The 21,815-nt window shown below is 35.6% G+C and carries 21 protein-coding genes; 6 read left to right on the plus strand and 15 right to left on the minus strand.

Annotated features, from left to right (window positions below):
- The first annotated feature begins 206 nt into the window (after positions 1-206).
- From SPD45_RS08975 to phnE (SPD45_RS08990), 4 genes are all read left to right on the plus strand, one after another.
- A complete protein-coding gene (locus SPD45_RS08975) occupies positions 207-1,256 on the plus strand; it encodes a phosphate/phosphite/phosphonate ABC transporter substrate-binding protein (RefSeq protein ID WP_336267403.1) in 1,050 nt (349 codons plus the stop codon).
- A 119-nt stretch (positions 1,257-1,375) separates the two neighbouring features.
- The gene (phnC, locus tag SPD45_RS08980) at positions 1,376-2,149 is read left to right on the plus strand and encodes a phosphonate ABC transporter ATP-binding protein (protein ID WP_336267404.1); all 774 of its coding nucleotides are present in this window, start codon (positions 1,376-1,378) and stop codon (positions 2,147-2,149) included.
- A 1-nt stretch (position 2,150) separates the two neighbouring features.
- Positions 2,151-2,966: a phosphonate ABC transporter, permease protein PhnE gene (phnE, locus tag SPD45_RS08985; protein ID WP_336267405.1), complete on the plus strand. Its 816-nt coding sequence runs from the start codon at positions 2,151-2,153 to the stop codon at positions 2,964-2,966.
- A gap of 13 nt (positions 2,967-2,979) precedes the next feature.
- Positions 2,980-3,786: a phosphonate ABC transporter, permease protein PhnE gene (phnE, locus tag SPD45_RS08990; RefSeq protein WP_336267406.1), complete on the plus strand. Its 807-nt coding sequence runs from the start codon at positions 2,980-2,982 to the stop codon at positions 3,784-3,786.
- Positions 3,787-4,463: 677 nt separating this feature from the next.
- Here the strand turns inward: phnE (SPD45_RS08990) and SPD45_RS08995 are convergent.
- On the minus strand, positions 4,464-6,044 hold the full coding sequence (locus SPD45_RS08995) for an AbgT family transporter (RefSeq protein ID WP_336267407.1): 1,581 nt from the start codon (positions 6,042-6,044) through the stop codon (positions 4,464-4,466).
- A 475-nt stretch (positions 6,045-6,519) separates the two neighbouring features.
- Between SPD45_RS08995 and SPD45_RS09000 the strand changes: the two genes are divergently transcribed.
- Complete coding sequence (locus tag SPD45_RS09000; RefSeq protein WP_336267408.1) at positions 6,520-7,083, plus strand: glycerol-3-phosphate responsive antiterminator; 564 nt, start codon at positions 6,520-6,522, stop codon at positions 7,081-7,083.
- Here the strand turns inward: SPD45_RS09000 and SPD45_RS09005 are convergent.
- From SPD45_RS09005 to gabT, 6 genes are all read right to left on the minus strand, one after another.
- Positions 7,078-7,854, minus strand: coding sequence for an HAD-IIA family hydrolase (locus tag SPD45_RS09005; RefSeq protein ID WP_336267409.1), 777 nt, complete (start codon positions 7,852-7,854; stop codon positions 7,078-7,080). The genes SPD45_RS09000 and SPD45_RS09005 overlap by 6 nt on opposite strands.
- A 22-nt stretch (positions 7,855-7,876) precedes the next feature.
- Positions 7,877-8,575 (minus strand): MgtC/SapB family protein, encoded by a 699-nt coding sequence (locus SPD45_RS09010; protein ID WP_336267410.1) that lies wholly within the window; start codon positions 8,573-8,575, stop codon positions 7,877-7,879.
- Positions 8,576-8,649: 74 nt separating this feature from the next.
- Positions 8,650-9,414 carry a sugar phosphate isomerase/epimerase family protein gene (locus SPD45_RS09015; RefSeq protein ID WP_336267411.1) on the minus strand — a complete coding sequence of 255 codons (765 nt, stop codon included), beginning with the start codon at positions 9,412-9,414 and terminating at the stop codon, positions 8,650-8,652.
- A gap of 2 nt (positions 9,415-9,416) precedes the next feature.
- Positions 9,417-10,757: an MFS transporter gene (locus SPD45_RS09020; protein ID WP_336267412.1), complete on the minus strand. Its 1,341-nt coding sequence runs from the start codon at positions 10,755-10,757 to the stop codon at positions 9,417-9,419.
- Between the two features lie 295 nt (positions 10,758-11,052).
- Positions 11,053-12,450 carry an NAD-dependent succinate-semialdehyde dehydrogenase gene (locus tag SPD45_RS09025; RefSeq protein ID WP_336267413.1) on the minus strand — a complete coding sequence of 466 codons (1,398 nt, stop codon included), beginning with the start codon at positions 12,448-12,450 and terminating at the stop codon, positions 11,053-11,055.
- Between the two features lie 99 nt (positions 12,451-12,549).
- A complete protein-coding gene (gene gabT / locus SPD45_RS09030; RefSeq protein WP_336267414.1) occupies positions 12,550-13,857 on the minus strand; it encodes a 4-aminobutyrate--2-oxoglutarate transaminase in 1,308 nt (435 codons plus the stop codon).
- Between the two features lie 171 nt (positions 13,858-14,028).
- Between gabT and gabR the strand changes: the two genes are divergently transcribed.
- Positions 14,029-15,444: a MocR-like transcriptional regulator GabR gene (gabR, locus tag SPD45_RS09035; protein WP_336267415.1), complete on the plus strand. Its 1,416-nt coding sequence runs from the start codon at positions 14,029-14,031 to the stop codon at positions 15,442-15,444.
- A gap of 102 nt (positions 15,445-15,546) precedes the next feature.
- On the opposite strand, the gene SPD45_RS09040 is transcribed toward gabR, so the two are convergent.
- From SPD45_RS09040 to SPD45_RS09075, 8 genes are all read right to left on the minus strand, one after another.
- Entirely contained in the window at positions 15,547-16,311 is a 765-nt protein-coding gene (locus SPD45_RS09040; protein ID WP_336267416.1) for a LamB/YcsF family protein, read from the minus strand.
- Between the two features lie 24 nt (positions 16,312-16,335).
- On the minus strand, positions 16,336-17,676 hold the full coding sequence (locus SPD45_RS09045; RefSeq protein ID WP_336267417.1) for an acetyl-CoA carboxylase biotin carboxylase subunit: 1,341 nt from the start codon (positions 17,674-17,676) through the stop codon (positions 16,336-16,338).
- A gap of 34 nt (positions 17,677-17,710) precedes the next feature.
- Positions 17,711-17,950, minus strand: coding sequence for an acetyl-CoA carboxylase (locus tag SPD45_RS09050; protein WP_336267418.1), 240 nt, complete (start codon positions 17,948-17,950; stop codon positions 17,711-17,713).
- Positions 17,951-17,968: 18 nt separating this feature from the next.
- Complete coding sequence (locus tag SPD45_RS09055) at positions 17,969-18,940, minus strand: biotin-dependent carboxyltransferase family protein (RefSeq protein ID WP_336267419.1); 972 nt, start codon at positions 18,938-18,940, stop codon at positions 17,969-17,971.
- The gene (locus SPD45_RS09060) at positions 18,937-19,806 is read right to left on the minus strand and encodes a 5-oxoprolinase subunit B family protein (protein ID WP_336267420.1); all 870 of its coding nucleotides are present in this window, start codon (positions 19,804-19,806) and stop codon (positions 18,937-18,939) included. The genes SPD45_RS09055 and SPD45_RS09060 overlap by 4 nt, the downstream gene beginning before the upstream one ends.
- Before the next feature lie 155 nt (positions 19,807-19,961).
- Positions 19,962-20,582 (minus strand): nucleotidyltransferase family protein, encoded by a 621-nt coding sequence (locus tag SPD45_RS09065; protein ID WP_336267421.1) that lies wholly within the window; start codon positions 20,580-20,582, stop codon positions 19,962-19,964.
- Positions 20,563-21,414, minus strand: coding sequence for an XdhC family protein (locus tag SPD45_RS09070; RefSeq protein WP_336267422.1), 852 nt, complete (start codon positions 21,412-21,414; stop codon positions 20,563-20,565). Before SPD45_RS09070 ends, SPD45_RS09065 begins: the two co-directional genes overlap by 20 nt.
- Before the next feature lie 22 nt (positions 21,415-21,436).
- Positions 21,437-21,757 (minus strand): XdhC family protein, encoded by a 321-nt coding sequence (locus SPD45_RS09075; RefSeq protein ID WP_336267423.1) that lies wholly within the window; start codon positions 21,755-21,757, stop codon positions 21,437-21,439.
- Positions 21,758-21,815: the final 58 nt, after the last annotated feature.

Consider the following 21,815-nt stretch of genomic DNA (forward strand, 5'->3'; position numbering starts at 1 on the left):
CGGAAAAAATGCTTGTGCTTATCTTTTTATGATAAACACAAGCATTTTTATTTATCCGAGGCTAGTTTTGTCCCAGCCTCACTAACACGAATAAGTTATCTTATTTTAATATTTAAAAAGACTTATAGAAAAGGGGTATTCATTAAACTTATTTTAATTTATAATAGAAGTTCGAGCATAATAATTTACAAAAAGGAGATACACATATGTTAAAACGTTTTATGTTGTTTGCCGTAATGATTTTATCAATTGGTATTTTAGCTGCTTGTGGATCGAATAACGATGATGCAAGTAACAGCAATGGAAATGGTGGAGGGAAGGAAATCGATGAATTAAAAATTGGTTTCGTACCATCAAAAGACCCTGACGAAATTATTACAGCAACAGAACCATTAAAAGATTTATTAAAAGAAGAGCTTGAAAAAGAAGGTATTACAGTAAATAATGTAGATATTTCTGTAGGGACTACATATGAAGCAGTTGGGGAAGCTTTATCAGCTGGTACGACTGATGTTGGATTAGTTCCTGGAGGTACATTCGTACTTTATGATGATGGAGCAGAAGTTATCTTAACTTCTACACGTGCAGGATTAAACAATGATTCAGAAGATGCAAAAGACTGGAACGATAACAAACCGACAGAAGGAACAGATGAACAAGCTACATACTACCGTTCTTTATTCATCGCTGGTCCATCTGAAAAAGGACAAGAATTAGCTGAAAAAGTAAATAAAGGCGAAGAGCTAACATGGGAAGATTTAAATAGTGCCAACTGGTCTGTAATGGGATCTTCTTCATCTGCAGGATATATTTACCCAGTTTTATGGTTATTAGAAAACTACGACAAATCAATTACTGATTTAGATAGTGTTGTACAATCAGATTCATACGGAAGTTCTTTCGCACGTTTAGCTGCTGAACAAACAGACGTATTAGTTGCATTCGCAGACGCTAGAAGAGACTATGCAGAAGATTGGGAAAGTAAATTCGATGGTAAAAATGATATTTGGGAAGATACAAATGTTATTGGAGTTACAGATGGAATTTACAACGATACAATTAGTGTAAGTAAAAACTCTGACATTATGGATGATGAGTTAAAAGCTGCTTTACAAAAAGCATTCATCAACATTGCTGAAACAGAAGAAGGTAAAGAAGTAATTTCTATTTATAGTCACGAAGGATACCAAGAAGCTACTAGCGAAGATTATGAGACAGAAAGAGAAGCTCAGCAATTAATCCGTGACATGAAATAAAAACAAAAAGACGTTATTGACCCAATACTGGGTCGATATCGTCTTTAATTATCTATTCTTATCTATCATCATATTCATGATGGCCAAAAAAATGACTTCGAAATGATTGGAGAATAACTATGATTGAGTTTATAAATGTCGAAAAGCAATACGATAATGGCACAAAAGGATTATCAAATGTCAATTTAACCATTGATCAAGGGGAGTTCGTTGCAATTATCGGGCTTTCAGGTGCAGGTAAATCTACTTTACTTCGATGCATCAATTTAATGCATAATATTACAGATGGACAATTATTAGTAGATGGCACAGACGTATCTAAATTAAGGGGAAAGGAAGTACGTCGCTTTAGAAGACGAATCGGGATGATCTTCCAATCTTTTAACTTAGTAACGAGAACGACTGTATTAAAAAACGTTATCGTATCATTCGTTCCAGACTTACCTTATTGGCGTAAAATAACAGGTATTGTCAAAAAGGAACATAAAATAAAAGCACTAGAAGCATTAGATAAAGTCGGTATTTTAGATAAAGCATTTGTCCGTTGTGATCAATTATCTGGTGGACAACAACAACGTGTTGCATTAGCAAGAACATTAGCACAAAACCCTGACATCATTTTAGCGGACGAGCCTATTGCATCATTAGACCCAGTCACAGCAAAGGTCGTCATGGATGACTTTAAACGTATTAATAAAGAAACAAACATTTCCGTTTTATTAAACATCCACCATGTTGAAGTCGCTTTAGAATATGCAGACAGAATTATCGGGATTCGTAAAGGGGAAATCGTTTATGATGGTCCTACGAAAGAAGTTACCCAAGACGTATTAGATGAAATTTATGGTGGGAAAACAGAAGAAATACAAGCTGCATTAGAGGAGACTGAATAATATGTATGATAAAATTTTTCCTCCTAGAGAAATTGCCTTGCCAAATGGAAAAGTCGTATCACAAAAAAGATCTAAAGCACCGCTTATTACTTTATTAATCATCATTGCTGCGATTTTTTCGTATAAATTTACAAATTTTAATTTCACAGTATTATTTACGCGTATTGGAGAATTCTTTTTTATTGTCGGAGATATGATTCCACCTGATTGGAGCTTTATGCCAAAAGTTTGGAAGCCTTTATTTGATACATTAAAGATGAGTTTTCTAGGTTCATTTATCGGTGCGATCATCGCATTACCTGCTGCAATTCTCGCATCCGCAAATATCATTAATAATAAATTCATTGTCACAACTACGAAATTCATTTTAAGCTTGTTACGTACATTACCAACATTAGTATCTGCTTTAATTGCAACATTCATTTTTGGCTTAGGGCCTACAGCTGGTACTATTGCAATAATGTTATTTACAATCTCGTATGTCGGGAAGTTATTATATGAAGCAATAGAAAATGTGGATATGGGCGCTTTTGAAGCAATGGAAGCATTAGGAATGACACGTATTCAAGCATTTAGATATGCAGTATTTTCACAAGTTTTACCTAGTTATCTCTCACAGTCATTATTCTGTTTTGAGGGAAATGTTCGATATGCAGCTATTTTAGGGTATGTTGGTGCTGGTGGTGTAGGATTACTCATTAATGAAGGACTAGGATGGCGCGACTATCCAAGTGTTGGAATGATTATTTTCGCGCTCGTTATTACAGTCTTCATTATTGAAAGAATTAGTGAACACTTCAGGAAAAAGTTAATTTAAAGGAGTTTACCATATGTCTACATTAGAAAAACAATTAAAACAAGCACCACGCCATACCGGATATATCTTTACGATTACATTTATCGTTATTGCATTGTTTGTTTGGTCTGTCACATCTATTACATTTGAAAATGTGGACCAAAAAGGAATACAAGTTGCAAAAGGTATTATTTCTGGTTTATTTAATCCAGATTTAAGCTTATTTAATTTTTCAAAGGAAAGTGTCCCATACTTACTCGTTGAAACATTAGCAATTGCTTTTCTAGGAACGATTATTGGTGCATTTTTATCTGTTCCATTCGCTTTTTTATCTGCATCTAACCTTGTACCAAAACCAGTTGCATGGTTAACGAGATTAATTTTAATTATTATCCGTACGATTCCTGCATTAGTATATGGTCTGATGTTTATTCGTGTGACAGGACCTGGGCCATTTGCGGGTGTACTAACGGTTGGTTTAACATCCATCGGTATGTTATCCAAGTTATTCGTAGATGCAATTGAAGAATTAGATGTGAAAGTATTAGAATCGATGACATCGATTGGGTGTACAACATTTGAAAAAATCCGTTATGGTATTTTACCGCAATTATTTGCGATATTTTTATCGGTAACAATTTATCGTTTCGATATTAATTTACGTGATGCTGCAACATTAGGTTTAGTTGGAGCTGGTGGTATTGGTGCCCCTTTAATATTCGCAATGCGTTCATACAAATGGGACCAAGTTGGAGCAATTTTAATAGGATTAGTCGTTTTAGTGTTAATTATCGAATTTGCTTCCAATAAAATTCGCGGAAAATTAGTAAAAGGTTCTTAATAGCGTTTAATATTTATTTAGTCAAATAGTTTCCGATATAAATTATATATTTAAAAACAATGAAAAAAACCATCCATTTTTATGGCAATACCTATAAAAGTGGATGGTTTTTTAGGCTCTTTATCAAATAGTTTTAGTGACCCTCTTAAAGTCATTTAATATTTAATTGTGTTGGGCCAATAAAAAGCCAATCAGAGCAGCGTGAATATATCATACTCCGCTTTCCGCGTGCGGCTGCTAAGCAAAGCTCAGGCTTTTCCTTCCCTTGTCTTATCTATCTTTCCTCACGCAGGAGTCTACGTACATTTCCTACGTTTCATCTGGTTGTTTACATGCTAGTTTCCTCTTCCTTTGTAGCCTATGCTCTAAGGGAGGAGGATTTTTTACTTTGTATGATTGAGCTCCATTTAAAGTGTAGAATAATTCTATTTTTGAAGTGATAAAAGTTTCGATAATTCAATACCTTTATTTTGTTATTTATCCCCTCGCTACGATCGTTAGTGTCAGTCTGTGCTTGATATATGGTAACTATTTTTCCAATGTCTGAATGCTTGTGAAAATATAACGATTGATCAACAGTGTTTAACGTATACGACAAAAAAGAGTCTCAGTAAAAAAAATTTACTGAAACTCCTTTTTCTGTTTTCTTTCGTTTTTAATCAAATCCTATTTGCTTATTAAGGATATAAAATTGGTGAACCTGGCCCTAAATCAATTCCTAATAAAATCCAGCCAACAAGTAAAATCGTCCAGAATATTAAGAAGAACATCGAATAAGGAATCATAACAGATATCATCGTACCAATTCCCATTTTCTTATCGTATTTTTGAGCAAATGCGATAATTAGAGCAAAATATGTCATTAATGGTGTAATCATATTCGTTGATGAGTCAGCGATACGGTAGGCCATTTGAGTTACCTCTGGTGAATAACCTAATTGCATCATAATCGGCACGAAAATCGGCGCCATCATTGCCCATTTCGCTGAAGCACTTCCGATGAATAAGTTGATCACAGCACAAATGATAATAAATACGAGTAATAATGGAATACCGGTTAATTTAATACTTTCTAAAAAGTTCGCCCCAAATACTCCTACTATTAATCCCATATTACTATCTGCGAAAAATGCGACGAATTGTCCCGCAGTGAAGGATAGAACAATAAATGTTCCCATTGTTGCCATCGTTTTCGCTAAAGAATCTGCAACATCTTTATCATTTTTTATTTCCTTCGTAGCCATACCATAAACTAAACCTGGTACAAAGAATAATAAGGCAATAATTGGTACTAACGCATTCATAAACGGCGCAAGTGAGTCCATTAACGTAAACTCACCAGAACCATCATCTATCGCTCGAAGTGGCGCGTTTTCCGGAATAACGAGTAATGCAACCCCAATTAAAACTATCGCCACGGAAACTCCTGCCCAAGTTAAACCTTTTTTCTCAATTGGCTTTAACCCTTCTAATTTTTCACGATATTCTCCAGAATATGTGCCTAAACGTGGTTCCACAATTTTTTCTGTAACGAACCAACCGACTAATGTTAATAAGAATACAGAAACGATAATAAAGTATAAGTTCATTGCAACGTTCATTGTTTCAGCATATGCCGGGTCCACCATCATAACTGCATCCATTGTCATTCCTGCTAATAATGGATCAAGTGATGTTAAAATTAAATTCGCACTGAATCCTCCTGAAACCCCTGCAAATGCCGCGGCAAGTCCCGCTAATGGGTGTCGGCCTAATCCAGCAAAAATTACCGCCCCAAGTGGTGGTAATACAACATACCCTGCATCTGATGCTACACTCGACATAACCCCTGCAAACACTAAAGCCGCAGTGATTAATTGTTTCGGTACTGATAATACAAAACCGCGTAATAACGCACTAATTAATCCCGTACTTTCCGCAATTCCAATTCCTAGCATCGTAACTAACACGATTCCTAGTGGTGCGAAGTTGATGAAATTATCAGTTATTGATAAGAAAATATGTTGTATACCTTCTCGACTCAATAGATTCGTAACTTCTACCATTTCTCCTGCTTCACCAGGGTGCTCTACGCTAATTCCGAACTGAGAAATGATAGCAGATAATACTACTACTAACAACGCCAATATAGCAAAAAGAGTAACTGGATGTGGTAATTTGTTTCCAATAAACTCTACTCTATCTAAGGACCGTTGTAGCAATCCTTTTTTCTTCAATATAAACCCTCCTAAGAGATTTAAAATATATAACTCTTCCATTATAAGAAATTTCTATCTATTATTGCAATTAATTATCCTTTTAAAAAACGCCTATAAACGTTGTTAAATCAACGTTTATATATGTTCCAATTTTGTGAATCTTCCAATAAATACTTTTTATCTGAAACGTTTCCAAAACTTGGTGAAAATAGGGCTTTTAAACATTATACACATTTCATATGAAAGTCCTTACAACATAAACATGAGGCTGATTGCACTTAATAAACTCATAAGCGACTACTATACAATTTTATGTCTTTCTTACACGACTTATGAAACGTATCACATCAAAACTACCTTTCTATGTTCGAACCACTTCCTTTATTTCCCACTTAAGACAAAACTGCGATGAATCAATCATCTCCGCTATTTTTTTCATGACTGATTATTTAATTTCCACTAAGTGTATGCTATAATTAAGCAGGAAAAATATATCTTATAGCAACGTTAACATAAAGTTAGGAGAACATTCAATATGAATTTTGTAGACATGGTTGACTCACAAATCATTGCATCTGTTCAAAAGGAAAAGGACTTAGAAACTGCGATTCATAGCAAACCGAACATCGTTTTTTTAATTACTGGGAATTTAACGACGATGGAACAATATATTGAAAAACTTCGCGCAGCAAATAAGGAAATATTTATCCACTTAGAATTCATTGATGGATTATCGAATTCAAAAAGTGCCTTAGAGTTCGTTGCAAAACAATGGAAACCGACAGGTATCATTACAACAAAAAACCACCTAATAAAACATGCGAAAGACTTAGGTTTAATGACAGTCCAACGTATATTTTTATTAGATGGTAATGCCGTATCAAAAGGAATAGAAATGGTAAATTCTAGTTCCCCTGATGCAGTGGAAGTAATGCCTGGAGTGATTCCTAAAGTAATTGATAAATTAGCGAGAAAATTGCCTTATCCAATTATTTCCGGCGGGCTAATCAACAGTGAATCTGAAGTGCTCGAAGCATTACAATCTGGGGCTCTAGCTATCTCATCTGGTAATCCAAAAATGTGGGAATTAGACTTATAAGGTCCCAATATCCTTTACACTTTGTAATACGAAATTAGGTTTATTCGAAGTTTGTTGCAACATCTCTTCTGTTGTAATACCTGTCATTACTAGAACAGAATTAATCTTTGCATCATTTGCCATTTTAATATCTGTTTCTAGTCGGTCCCCGACCATATAACAATTATTAGGAGTCATTTGAAGTACGTCAGATACAACGTAATTTGCCATAAATGCAGACGGTTTTCCGACAACAAGCTCGATTGGTTCTCCCGTAACAGCCTCTAATGCTCCAATCATTGCGGCACAATCTGGTAATTCGCCGCCAACAACAGGGCAAGTTTTATCAGGATTTGTCGCAATAATTTTTGCACCGTTTTTCCATGCTTGAAATGCATCATTAATTTTTGCATATGTAAATTGGCGATCCCATCCAATGACAACATAAGCTGCTTCTAATGCATTATCTGTCATCGGTACATTCGCTTCGCTTAATTCATCAAATAATGGTTGTTCACCGATCACATAGGCACGTTCATTTTTACCTAATTTTGTTAATAAATATTTTGCAGTAATAAAATTAGAATTAATGACTTCATCTAATACTGCATCAATTCCCATACGATTTAATTTTTCTACATATTCATGACGTGTTGAAATCGATTTATTCGTTAAAAAAATGACACGGTCTCCTCGTTGCTTTAATGTCGCAATTGCTTCATTTGCTCCTTCGATCATCGCATCATCTAAGTAAATCGTTCCATCCAAATCAAAAATAAAACCTCTACTCAAAAAATTCTCCCCCAAGTCCACATTAACTAATAATTTCTACCTTTTTTACATCGTCCATTTCTTTCAGAGATGTATATACTTTTGTGACATCCATTTGCGCTTGGATTTTCACACGTACTTCGATTAAATGTGCTTTTTCATCTAATAACTCTTTTACGCGTAAATGTGAAATGAAGAATTGTTTGTCTTTTAATGTTTTTACCGTTTTTTCGACACTTTCCAATTCATTAACAACAACTTTTATTTTCACATCTTTTTTCCACAATTTTTTCGGGCCAATTTTCGTCATAATTAATGGAATAATTTCTACACTAATCATTAGTAACAGTACACCGACTGTTGCCTCTATATAAAATCCTGCTCCAACTGCAATTCCAATTCCTGCTGCCCCCCAAATCATTGCGGCAGTCGTTAAACCTGAAATACGATCATTATCTCTTCTTAAAATGACCCCCGCACCTAGAAACCCAATTCCAGATACAATTTGGGCAGCTAGACGCAGTGGGTCCATTCTAATTTCTGTCGCATCATTACCAGGAAATACATATGCAGATTCAATGGATACAATTGTTATTAAGCAACTAATAATGGAAATAACGAGACTCGTTTTTAAACCGAGTGGTTTTTTCTTCAATTCTCGTTCAATCCCAATAATTAAACCAAAAAGGGCTGATATAATTAGTTTTACAATTAATTCTACATCTATTGACAATAGTTCCATGCTCAATCCCCCTATTTTCCATATAGTATATGGGGAATGGTTTTTATATATGCATCATATATTGTACGACGATATTATGCTTTAACAGAAGGATGTTGTAAGATTTCTTCTAACGTATATTTATACGGATTAATTTCAAACACGACAGGTCCTGTATAACCATTCGCTTGTAAAATATCTTCTAATCCTTCTGATGTATTGTTTCCTTCACCTGGCATTAAGTGTAAGTCACTTTTTGCATCATTATCTGATAAATGAACGGATACTAATTTATCGCCTAATTTTTCAATTGTTTCACGTAAATCAGCGCCTAGAACAGCTAAATGTCCTGTATCTAAACAAGCTTTCGTATTCGTTTCATGTAAAATAGATAACCATTCTTCCACAGATGATGGGAAAATATGCATGTAATTTAATCCATCTGGTATTTGGTTTTCAAACAATAATTCCACACCGTGTTCGCGTGCAATCGCACGTTGTACACTTAAACGTTTGATTAATAAAGCTTCTGCTTCTTCACGATATTCAGAAGCCATAGCTGAACCACCATGGATAACTGCATGTCCTCCATTATATTTTTGCAATAATTTAAACCACTTTAAATTTTCTTCAAAAATTAAATCTTCTACCGCTTGAAAAGGCGAAGCTAAGTTTAAATCATGAAACGGTAAATGAAGGCCAATTTCTAAGCCATTTTGCTGTGCATATTCAAAATGTTGTACCGCATGTTTATGTTCTGCCCAAACTTCAACACCAACAAAACCTGCTTCTTTTATTTTCGTAAAATCTTCCGCAGTAACATCTTGTCCAATACCCCATATACTAAGCCATTTGTTCATTTTTATTTCCCCTCTACAAATGATTCGTCGTTAATGTCTTCTAATCTTTGTCCTTTTGTTTCAGGTGCTAAAATGATTGTAATCATTAATCCTGAAAATCCGATAAACGCAAAGAATCCTAGAGCAGCACTGTTACCCCAAGCTGCAACTAAATTCGGGAATACTAATACCCCTAAAATAGATCCAATTCTACTAATCGATGTCGCAAATCCTGATGCCCCTGCACGAATATTCGTAGGGAATAACTCTGTCGGATATACGAAGTTTAAAATTCCTCCACCCATGTTAGAGAATAATACTGCAATACTAAATAAAATAACTAAGAAAGTTAAAGTTGGGTGAGAGTTAATCGTCAAAATAACTAATGCTGTCGTTAAACCTGCAAAAGATGTAATCAATAATGGACGTCTTCCCCAATTTTCTACTAAGTTCATACCGATGAATGCACCGACTAAACCGATAATACTAACGATAGATGAGGCAATATATGTTGCCTGTTGTGAACCTTCTGTAAACGCCGATAAAATTGTCGGAGTATACATTGAAATTCCATAATATGCTGTCGCATAACAGAACCAGAAACCAGTTACAAAAATTGTACGTCTTCTTAATTTTGGTGAAAATAAATAACTAATTTTAACTTTTCTTTGTGGTTCTGGTTTAATTTCTACTCGATTTCCAGTTAAATCATAAATAATTTGTTGTGCTTCTTCTTGTCTTCCATGTGATGCTAACCATCTAGGTGATTCTGGTAAACCAATACGGAAAATAAAGATAATTAATGCAAAAAGTGCTCCTAATAAGAACATCCAGCGCCATGCAGTTTCACCAAGCGGTAATAATAATACCCCTGAAATATATGCCGTAACAGCTCCAACAAACCACATCATTGCAAGGAATGTACCTTGACGACCACGGTTTTTCGTTGAACTAAACTCTGCTACTAAGGTTGCGGATATCGGATAATCGGCACCAATTCCTATTCCGAGTAAAAATCTAAATACAATTAACCAAATGACATTCGGTGCAACTGCAGTTAAAATAGCAAAAACAACGAACGCGAATAAATCAATCGTTATCATTTTCTTACGACCGAATGTATCAGTTAACTTTCCTAACCAAGCCGCTCCTATAAATGAACCGATAATTGCTGAAGCAACCAAAATACTTTGTTCTAAAGCGTTAATACCCCATTGTTGAATAATTAACGGCATCGCAACTGCGATAATCGTTAAGTCAAATCCATCCAAAAATGTTCCACCAGCGGATACAATTGTTACTTTACGTTGAAACCTTCTTAACTTTTTCTCATCTTTCGGATGATCTAAATAATCAATACTCATTTTTTCTCTCCCTATTCTCTAAAATTCGCTACGTTATTTATTCATCTTTTGTTAAATTACTGATTTTATACGTTGATCCGCCTCCTCGTCAGATTTTTTGCGCACAAAAAACCCGACAAGAAAAGACGCCATACAAACAGTGTATGTGTCCTTTCTATGTCGGGGTTTCTCATCCTTATTCTCTACCCGAAATATATAATTATTTCGTTATTTAATAAATTACTTTTTCAGTATATTTTATTTACGAAAACATGTCAACTTCTTATCCTTACCATTTACAAAACATTTACAATCGTTATACATTACCAATCGATAAATATTTCGTTTCTAAATATGGTTCAATTCCTTCAATTCCACCTTCACGCCCTAATCCACTTTCTTTCATTCCACCAAATGGAGCATGGGCAGCAGATGGTCCACCATCATTCCAACCAATAATGCCGTATTCCAATTTTTCATGTAATTGAATACCTGTACGGTAATCATTCGTAAAGAAATACGCCGCAAGACCAAACGGTGTATCGTTGGCAATTTTTACTGCTTCCTCTATTGTATTAAATGAAATAATCGGAGCAATCGGTCCAAATGTTTCTTCGTACATAATATCCATGTCTACATTTACATTTTTTAACACAGTTGGATGGACGAAGTAATAGCTACTTTCATCGCTTACATCATATTTATTTCCTACTAACACTTCTGCACCTTTATCGATTGCATCTTGTACTTGAGCTGCAATTTTTTCATATGCGCCACGATTAATGACAGGACCAATATCTGTTCCTTGATCCATCCCATTCCCTACTCTTAGTTCTTTTACTTTTTCAGCTAATTTCTCAGAAAATTCATCTACAATACTTTCATGCACAATGATACGATTTGCACAAACACAAGTTTGCCCAGCGTTTCGATATTTAGAGATAATCGTTTGAGCGACAGCTAAATCAATATCTGCATCTTTTGCAATAATGACAGGTGCATGACCACCTAATTCCATCGTAACGCTCTTCACTGTGTCTGCACTATTTTTAATAATGGACTTTCCGACCGGTGTCGATCCTGTAAAAGTAATTTTTCGGATTAATGGACTTTCTGTAAAAATATCTCCAACATCCCGTCCACGACCATTGACACATTGGATCGCCGCTTCAGGAATTCCAGCTTCATGAGCAAGTTCTACTAATCGAATCGTCGTTAATGGCGTTTCTACTGCAGGTTTTACGATAAATGTACAACCTGCCGCAAGTGCTGGAGCAGCTTTTCTCGTCATCATCGCTGCCGGGAAATTCCACGGAGTAATCGCTGCAACGAGTCCGATTGGGTGTTTGCTAACGACTATGCGTTTTTGATCATTATTTGCAGGAATCGTTCTGCCATAAATTCTTTTCGCTTCTTCCGCATACCAATCAATATAGTCTGTAGCATAAATTACTTCTCCCATTGATTCACTTAAAGGTTTCCCATTCTCTCGCGTCATTAGTTCTGCAATTTCAGCTTGATGCTCTTTAATTAATGCAGACCATTTTAATAGTAATTTTGCACGTGCATGAGCATTCAATTCTTTCCACGTGTAAAAATAATCATGACCTTTTTGAATCATATCGCTAATTTCTTCGGTTGTATTCATGTTAATTTCTTTTACTAATTCACCTGTAGCAGGGTTAGTTACTTTAATTACCGACATGTCAAACATCCTTTCACATATAAAGTTAATTTCCGTTCGGTATTCTATCTTTCTGTTCCCTCTATACAGAAAGTAAAAACCAATTTTTACTTAATTCATCTTTGTATCTTATTTTACGGATGCAAATGCATCTGTTAAAATAGCAAAACCTTTTTTAAGTTCATCATCTGTCGTTACTAATGGTGGTAAAAAGCGAATAACATTTCCATTAATTCCTGCTGTTAACAATAAAAGTCCATGCTCATTTGCATATTTCGCAATTTTTGATGTACGAGTCGGATCTGGGTTACCATCTTCTGAAATAATTTCCACTGCAACCATCGCACCTAAACGGCGAATTTCTCCAACAAAATTATATTCCCCTGCATAAACAGACAATTGCTTTTCGATTTTTTCCCCAATTCCTTCTGCTCTGTCACAAAGATTTTCTTCTTCCATCACATCCATTACTGCAAGTGCCGCTTCACAAGCAACTGGATTTCCGGCAAAAGTTCCTCCTAGTTGTCCAGGCCCTGGTACTTCCATAACGTCTGTTCTTCCAACGACCGCACTTAAAGGCATACCTGCTGCAAGTGATTTAGAAATTGTCATTAAATCAGGAACGACCCCAAAATGGGACTCAATAGCAAACATTTTCCCAGTACGTCCAAATCCTGTTTGAATTTCATCTGCTACAAACAGAATGCCATGTTTCGTACAAAATTCACGTACGTGCTGTACAAATGCTTTTGGAGGAATGATAAATCCACCCTCACCTTGAATCGGTTCCATTACAATACAAGCAACCATTTCAGGGGCAACAATTTCAACAAAGAATGCTTCGAACTGTTTAATTGCTTCCTCTATAAAGCCTTCTTCAGACATTTCAGCAGGTTTTTGATACATATATGGGAATGGTGCTTGATAAATTTCTGGTGTAAATGGTCCAAATCCGAATTTATATGGTTTTACTTTACTCGTCATTCCCATCGTTAAATTCGTTCGTCCATGGAAACCACGTTGAAAAGTCACAACTGCTTGTCGATTCGTATACATTCGTGCAATTTTCACTGCATTTTCCACCGCTTCTGCTCCAGAGTTAAATAAAATTGCCTGTTTATCGAACTCTCCTGGTGTTAACTCTACTAGTTTTTCCGCTACACGAATATATCCCTCATACATCATACAGTTAAATCCTGGATGTAAAAATTTATCTACTTGATTTTTAATTGCTTCTGTTACTTTAGGGTGTGTGTGGCCAACATTTAATGTGCCAATTGCTCCTGCAAAATCAATCCATTCATTTCCTGCCTTATCAACTAATGTTGCATTTTTCCCATGATCTGCAATAGCTAAATTCCCATTACTTACCCCTCTTGGTACAAATTTTGCTCTCTTTTCTTGTAAATCTTTTTGTATATCGTTTGTTTTCATCATCTTATACCCTCCTATACATATGTGAACGCTAACAATTCAAATACATGCCAACAAAAAACATTGGAATTTGTAAAGATTTTCTGTTATCTATTGATTATTATAGGAATGATTTGGTATTGTTAAAAGAACCAGTTTTATCTTTTCATTAGAACCAAAAGGATGTGAAATAAGATGATTTTAATTAATATTGATAAAAGTCAATCAGCGAGCTATTTATACCAACAAATATATAAAGAGTTTAAAAATAAAATTTTAGACCGCACATATAAAGCGCATGAGAAACTACCGACAAAACGCACTTTATCAGAACAACTCGGAATAAGCATTAATACAGTAACGAACGCATACGAACAGCTTTTAGCGGAGGGATATATCTATACTATTGAACGCAGTGGGTATTATGTCGAAGAAATCGCGCAATTTTCTACGACCAAAAATGCCAACGATGATTTCCCCTCCTATTTACGAGAAAAAGGTAAAAATAGAAGTGGTTCTGTTTCTTTATCACATATGACAGCAGATATTGATGAATTTCCTTTTCAAGATTGGTTGAAATGTGAAAAGGAAGCAATCAAACAATTTAGCGAAGAGTTATCAGAAATTGGGCATCCACAAGGGCCGTATGAAGTTCGAAAAACGATTGCAAAGTTTATCGCTCTTTCCCGTGGAGTAAAATGTGAACCGGAACAAATCGTCATAAGCTCAGGTACACAACCACTCGTCAAACAATTAATGTCACTGACAGTTGATACAACAACGGTTGCAATGGAGTCGCCAGGATACCCTAGAATCTACTCGATGCTCACAAATCATATACAATTAGACACAAAATTAATTCCATTAGATGAACATGGTGCAAACATAGAAGCTGTGGATCAATCTAAAGCAGACTTTTTATTCGTTACGCCTTCCCATCAATTTCCATCTGGAAAAATTATGCCTATTTCTAGAAGAATTGAATTATTAAATTGGGCATTAAAAAAGGAAAATCGTTATATTATTGAAGATGACTATGATAGTGAGTTTAAATATCAAACAGATAATATTCCTTCCTTACAAAGTTTGGACCACCATCAACGTGTCATTTACTTTGGATCATTTTCTAAATCACTTTTACCGACGTTACGCATTAGTTACATGGTTTTGCCAATCAATTTATTAAAAATTTATCGTGAAAAATTTTCAGATCTAATTAATTATACGAATACATTGTCACTGTACACTCTTCATCACTTCATCCAATCTGGCATGTATGAACGACATATAAAAAAAATGACGCAACATTATGAAAAGAAGCGAAACCTTCTAATACAAACATTAAAAAATACATTTAAAGATACATGTACTATTAATGATATTCCTGCTGGATTGCATTTCACAGCACGTTTTGTTACAGATAAATCATATGAAGAAATCGAGCGACTAGCTGAAGAAGTCAAATTAGAAATCTACACTTTAAAACGCTTTTCGTTAAATGATGAATATAAACAATCCAAAAATATTGAGCTCATTATTGGATTTGCCAATACGAAAACCGATGAAATAAAAGAAGCAATTAACCGACTACAGCAAATTTTTACGGCATAGTATCAACAATCATTCGCCATGAATTGTAATATATAAAAACATCCTAAAAAAAGAGTGAACAAAGGGGTTTACACATGACTTTGTCCACTCTTTTTCCTCATATTATCCGATTATTTCTCTTACTGGTGCAATTTCGATATTTTCTGCTTTTAATGCATGGACAATCGCTTTTGCTAAATCGACTGCCCCTGGAGTATCACCGTGGATACAAACCGTTTCCACTTCAATCGCCGCATCTTTATCGTCAAATGTTATTACTTTCTTTTCTTTCACCATTCGAACGACACGCTGAGCCATTTTTTCATAATCATCTATGGCAGAACCTTTACGTGTTAAAACGAGATTGCCATCCTCTGTATGTTCTCTATCGGCATATCCTTCTTTCGCTACAGGAATTCCCATTTTTATCGCTTCTTCTAACATTGCAGAATTATTTACTGCAAATACAATCGTGTTTTTATCGACATCATGGATAGCCTCTAAAATTGCTCGTGCTACTTCCTTATTTTCCATCGCTTGCATATAAAAAGCTCCATGCGGTTTACAATGATCTATCCCAACACCTGTAGCACGCGCAAATTCACGTAAAGCACCCATTTGATAAGTGATAAAATCTTTCATCTCAGCCGTCGTACAATCCATCTTCCGGCGCCCAAAACCTACAAGGTCGGGCAATCCTGGATGGGCACCGATAGCAACACTATGTTCCTTTGCAAGACGAACTGTTTCTCTCATAACGTGAGGATCTCCTGCATGGTATCCACATGCAATGTTCGCTGACGTTATATATTGCATCATCGCTTCATCATTGCCCTGTGTATATAAGCCAAAACTTTCGCCCATATCACAATTTAAATCTACTTTCATTTTGTCCACCACACAATCCGTTCATTATTTATTAAACTCATCTAAAAATTTCGTCGTATAATTTCCAGTAGTGAATGCTTCTGCATCCATAATTCTTTGCAATAATGGTAAATTACAAGTAATTCCTTCTACTTCCATTTGTTCTAACACTTTTCGCTTTTTAGCAATCGCCTCATTACGATCTGTTCCATGGACAATAATTTTTCCAACCATCGGATCATAAAAAGGGATCACATCTGTTCCTTCTTCAATTCCAAAGTCAAATCGTCCAATACCTTCAGGTAAAACTAACTTCGAAATTTTTCCAGGTGATGGAAAATATGTTTTCGGGTCCTCTGCATATAGACGACTTTCAATTGCATGCCCTTCAAACTTTATTTCCTCTTGGGCTAATGGTAAAACTTCGTTTGCCGCAATCCGTAATTGCCATTCTATTAAATCAAGACCTGTTACTTCCTCTGTTACTGGATGTTCTACTTGTAATCTCGTATTCATCTCTAAAAAGTAAAAGTTCCCATCTCTATCAAAGATAAATTCCATCGTACCTAAATTGGAATATCCGATATGTTTTACACCTTGTACTGCTGCCTCTAGCAATTGTTCACGCAAGGAATCCGTTAAAAAAGGGGAAGGAGATTCTTCAATTACTTTTTGATGTCTACGTTGAACAGAACATTCTCTTTCGAATAAATGAATCACATTCCCTTTCGTATCTGCTGCTATTTGTACTTCAATATGGCGTGGCTCATCGATCCATTTTTCTAAAAAGATTTGATCATCTGAAAAGAAATTTTTCGCTTGTGTTTTAGTCGTTTCATAAGCTGATACTAGTTCTTCTTCATTTTGTACTAGCTTCATCCCGATTCCTCCACCACCAGCACTTGCTTTTAGCATGAGTGGATAACCAAGCTCTGTTGCCACTTGTTTTGCTTCCTCTAAGGATTCAAGCCTTCCATCTGTTCCAGGTACGACTGGGACACCTGCTTCGATCATTTTATTTCGAGACAGTAATTTACTTCCCATTACCTCCATCGTTTCCTTATCTGGACCGATAAACGTAATACCCGCTTCCTCACAACGCTCGACAAAATTGGCATTTTCCGATAAAAATCCATAGCCCGGGTGAATCGCATCCACCCCTTGTTCCTTTGCAATCGTTATTACTTTATCTATATTTAAATAGCTGTCCTTCGCTAAAGTTCCACCTATACTTATCGCTTCCGTTGCTTCCTTCACAAATGGAGCTTCTGCATCTGCATCAGAATAAATAGCTACCGTTTTAATCCCAAGTCTGTCACAAGTACGAATAATACGTCTCGCTATTTCACCACGATTAGCAATTAATACTTTTTCAAATAAAGCCAAATCCTTTCACCTCTGCCTCTTCCCAAAACTATAATTATTCAATTACTGCTATATCTTGACCTGCTTCTAACATTGTCTGGTCTTCTACTAAAAATTCTTTTAATACTCCATCCACCTCTGCTTTTACTTCATAGAAATTTTTCATTACTTCTACTAAACCGATCACATCCCCGGTTTTTACCGCATCTCCTTCATTTACATACACATCTTGATCTGGTGCTGGTTTACGATAAAACACTCCTGGAATTGGTGATACAACATTTTGACTACTCATTTCATATTCCTCCAATAACTATGTTAGTTGTTTTCTAATTTGATCTAATTTTTCTTTTACTTCTTTTCTAGCCTCTAGCGCTTCTTCAATCGTTAGAGAAATAAACTTTACTTTCTCGCCTGATTTAATTTGTGCCATTTTATCTAAATCCGTACTAATAATTGTTGCAATTGTTACATATCCGCCACCTGTTACAGCATCATTTAATAATGCAATCGGCTCAACTCCATCAGGTACTTGAATAGAACCAATTGGATACCCTAAATCAACCACGTTAGAAGGGTTACTACCTGCACCAAATGGTTGTTCTCTTTCTACAAAGTTCAATCTTTCCCCTTTGAAACGGTATCCGACTCGATTTGCTTCAGGTGTTACTTGCCATTCTAAATCAAAGAATTTTTGTTTACTTTCTTCTGTTAGTCGGTAACTACATAAGCCCATAATCACTCTAATTTCATGGCTCTTTCCATATGTAGGAATGAGAGATGCATCGATTGCTTGACCAATTTGCACGTCCACTTTTGCTTCATTTCCTATCGCTAAAGTATCTCCCTCTTGTAATTGACGACCATCCAAACCACCAATACCACATAATGTGTATGTCGAACGTGATTCCATAATAACTGGTACATCAATCCCACCACGGACTGCTAAATAAACACGTGCTCCACCTTTTACAAAGTCAAAAGATAAAACATCTCCACCCTTTATTTCTAAAGTTTCCCACATAGCAACAGGTTCATCATTAATTTTTGGTGGAATTTCCCCACCTGTAATAGCGATGACCGCATCTTCTTCAAATTGTAGTTTCGGTCCCATATACGTAATTTCTAGAACCGCACTATTTTCATCATTTCCAACAAGTAAATTACTCGTCGTAAATGCATATTTATCCATCGCTCCTGATGGTGGCATTCCTACTTCATAATGGCCAATTCTTCCAATGTCTTGTACAGTCGTTTGTAAACCAGGTTGCAATACTTTAATCATGCATATAACCTCCTTATCACATCTTCAGAAAATGCTTTCGGATCTTTCAATACATCTTGTGGTTTATACGAGAAGTCTTTCGTTAAATATTCAAATGTTCCTTCTTCTACTTCTTTACGTATCGCATTGTATTCATCCAATGTAACACTTCGATATCTAAAAATATCGCCTTGTCTTGGGAACGTCATGTCATCTTTGAAATCTTTATTTCGCTGTTCCTTTTCATAAATTGGTGCTGCAGCTGTACCGAATAATTGGTATCCTCCAGCCCCTTCTACAGGATAAATAACTGCAAATGCTCCACCAAATCCAAACGCTCTTTCCGGTGTAAACGTACGAGGTCTTACATATTTTGGTACTTCAATCTGCTTTTCTTGTGGCACCATTTGATAACACCAAGGAAGTCCTGGTACAAAACCAATCATCGATACGAGATAAGGAGAATCTGTCATTGCTTTAATTAAATCCTCTTTGGAATCATACCCATTAATGCGTGCAGCATATTCTAAATCCGTACTTTCCGGATCTTGATGTCGATCTCTGAATCGCATTAACACTTCATGTGTCCAAGGGTCTTCAAAAAAGATCGGAACATCAACAATACGTGAATTAATTGTCATGTCCTCCCAAGACACTTCAGCTTCTAACTTCTTTAATTTCTCAATCACTTCATTCGGATGGATTTCTTCCGGAACAAAACGAATCATGAATGAAGCGTTTCCGGGACAAATATCGATAATACTATTTAAATTTTCCTCTTTTAATTTATTCGTAATGGCCATCGCTTTAAAGTTTGCTTCTAAACTCATCTCTTCCGACAACTCAACGAAAATAAATTCATCGCCACCATATTCATAACGAATCATACATATTCCACTCCTTATTATGTAATCGTTTCCAATGGAACTATATTAAAAAAACATCTTTTCAAAATGTTCTTACAATAAAATTAACACTTTGTTCACTTTTATCAAAGGACCAAAAAAGCAAATGAATGGTACCAAACTTTATGCGGCCATTTTCAATCATATTCCCCATTATGCCATTTCGCAAGTGCTACTTTATATTGTTCAAACGTATCAATATCATCATGTATAAACGGATCATCCACCTCGATGAAAGCACGTTTCATCTGCTCTGTTTGAATCGCCCGTAATCCTTCATCACCATGTAATTGATCTACAATCTGTGGAGGAATATTTTTAACATATACTGGGTGACCAACAATCCCTTCATGGATCGGACGTATAAAAATTGGCGTATCATTACATGCATATTGTTGACTATCCTCTAAAATCCGATTAATCGTGTTATCTTGGATAAATAATACATCTCCTAAAAAAATGACGAACGGCTGAGATGATACTTGAAACACCTTTTTTAAAGAGGTACTTTGCCCTTCTTTATATGCGTGATTTATAAGCCAAGAAAAACGTTCATCACGTACTTGAACGTTCTTCATTATTTCTTCGTATTCATGTCCTATCACTCCATAAACATGATGAAAAGGAAATGTAAGCACCTTATCGATTACATGTTGTAACATAGGCTTTTCAGAAAATGGGAGTAGTTGTTTCGTTCTTCCCATTCTGCTTCCTATGCCTGCTGCAAGAATACAAGCATTAATTGGTTCCTTGCACATAAGATATTCCTTTTCCTACTTCCTCATATTTAGAAGTATGGCGGTGAATTTGATGTTGATCATGTAAAAAGCCACCTTGATGTCCTTTTTGTATAGCAATGATCTCACTTAAAATACTGATTGCAATCTCTTCTGGTGTTTCCGCACCTATATCTAATCCAATTGGATTATACATTTTTTCGAGAACTTCACCTGAAAATATAACATCATCTTCTTTTAATTGAGTCAACATCTTTTCTCTTCTTGAACGAGGACCTAAGACACCAACATAAGGGGAAGGTGATTGTAATGCAAATTGCAACGTTTCACGGTCTTTTTCAATATGGTGATTCATAATAATCACATATGTAAAAGGTGAGACCGGAACTTTTTCCGTAAATGATGAAGGATGTGCAATAATGCGCTCACAATTTGGAAAGTTTTCGGCAGAATTAAACGTTTCACGAGCATCTACTACTGTCGTTTCAAATCCCAATTTTTGACTAAAATGTGCTACTGGAATCGCATCATGCCCTGCACCAAAAATAATGATTTTTGATTTAGGAATGTAAATATCTACGAAAACTTGTAATGTATCGCCACTTTTTAATATAACCTCTTGCATTTCTGATTGACCGAGATGTGCTTGCATTTTTTCCATTAAGATAGGACGTATTGCATGAATGATATCTGTTTGATCAATCGTTGTTTCTATTTTCCCACTTTCAGTCATACATAAACGTAATGGCTCATATTTCCCTTCCGTTTCTAACTGGATAATCGTTGCTAAACAACATTTTTCTTCTCCTTTATTTGCTGCCAACCAAAAAGCATACGCTTTATCTTCCATCATTTGCTCACCTCCCTTTCTTCTACTATGAGACTGGTTCAATATATACTTGCACCTTTCCAGGACAACCTAATCCTAATCCCCAAACCAAATCTTCATCCATGTCATATAATTTCAATAATGGTGTACCAGATGCTAATACTGTTTTTGCTACTTCCCTTACATCTGATTCCAAACAACCTCCAGATATTAAGCCGACATGATGTTCTGTTTCATCTACGTACATTTTGGCTCCTTCTCGGCGATAGCTCGATCCATACACCTTAACAACTGTTGCAACAACGGCTTTCACACCATTGTTTTTTGCTTGTTGAATTGCATCATACACTTTTTCGTTTTCTCTCATCGTGTACCTACCTCCAGATACAACTTTGTAAAAATAATGGTAAAGAACAATTCGTTTT

Origin of the sequence: Pseudogracilibacillus sp. SO10305 (assembly GCF_037072005.1) — a bacterium.
Classification (GTDB): Bacteria; Bacillota; Bacilli; order Bacillales; family Amphibacillaceae; genus Pseudogracilibacillus; species Pseudogracilibacillus intestinigallinarum.

Bases quoted from the DNA above. Each gene is read 5' to 3' on its own strand.
- SPD45_RS09075 (WP_336267423.1), bottom strand. From the start codon at position 21,757: ATGAGAGAAAACGAAAAAGTGTATGATGCAATTCAACAAGCAAAAAAC.
- SPD45_RS09020 (WP_336267412.1), bottom strand. From the start codon at position 10,757: ATGAGTATTGATTATTTAGATCATCCGAAAGATGAGAAAAAGTTAAGA.
- SPD45_RS09015 (WP_336267411.1), bottom strand. From the start codon at position 9,414: ATGAACAAATGGCTTAGTATATGGGGTATTGGACAAGATGTTACTGCG.
- SPD45_RS09050 (WP_336267418.1), bottom strand. From the start codon at position 17,950: ATGAGTAGTCAAAATGTTGTATCACCAATTCCAGGAGTGTTTTATCGT.
- SPD45_RS09055 (WP_336267419.1), bottom strand. From the start codon at position 18,940: ATGATTAAAGTATTGCAACCTGGTTTACAAACGACTGTACAAGACATT.
- SPD45_RS09070 (WP_336267422.1), bottom strand. From the start codon at position 21,414: ATGATGGAAGATAAAGCGTATGCTTTTTGGTTGGCAGCAAATAAAGGA.
- gabT (WP_336267414.1), bottom strand. From the start codon at position 13,857: ATGATGAAAACAAACGATATACAAAAAGATTTACAAGAAAAGAGAGCA.
- SPD45_RS08975 (WP_336267403.1), top strand. From the start codon at position 207: ATGTTAAAACGTTTTATGTTGTTTGCCGTAATGATTTTATCAATTGGT.
- SPD45_RS09040 (WP_336267416.1), bottom strand. From the start codon at position 16,311: ATGAAAGTAGATTTAAATTGTGATATGGGCGAAAGTTTTGGCTTATAT.
- SPD45_RS09060 (WP_336267420.1), bottom strand. From the start codon at position 19,806: ATGATTCGTTATGAATATGGTGGCGATGAATTTATTTTCGTTGAGTTG.
- phnC (WP_336267404.1), top strand. From the start codon at position 1,376: ATGATTGAGTTTATAAATGTCGAAAAGCAATACGATAATGGCACAAAA.
- phnE (WP_336267406.1), top strand. From the start codon at position 2,980: ATGTCTACATTAGAAAAACAATTAAAACAAGCACCACGCCATACCGGA.
- SPD45_RS09010 (WP_336267410.1), bottom strand. From the start codon at position 8,575: ATGGAACTATTGTCAATAGATGTAGAATTAATTGTAAAACTAATTATA.
- SPD45_RS09065 (WP_336267421.1), bottom strand. From the start codon at position 20,582: ATGTGCAAGGAACCAATTAATGCTTGTATTCTTGCAGCAGGCATAGGA.
- SPD45_RS09000 (WP_336267408.1), top strand. From the start codon at position 6,520: ATGAATTTTGTAGACATGGTTGACTCACAAATCATTGCATCTGTTCAA.
- SPD45_RS09025 (WP_336267413.1), bottom strand. From the start codon at position 12,450: ATGTTTGACATGTCGGTAATTAAAGTAACTAACCCTGCTACAGGTGAA.
- phnE (WP_336267405.1), top strand. From the start codon at position 2,151: ATGTATGATAAAATTTTTCCTCCTAGAGAAATTGCCTTGCCAAATGGA.
- gabR (WP_336267415.1), top strand. From the start codon at position 14,029: ATGATTTTAATTAATATTGATAAAAGTCAATCAGCGAGCTATTTATAC.
- SPD45_RS08995 (WP_336267407.1), bottom strand. From the start codon at position 6,044: ATGGAAGAGTTATATATTTTAAATCTCTTAGGAGGGTTTATATTGAAG.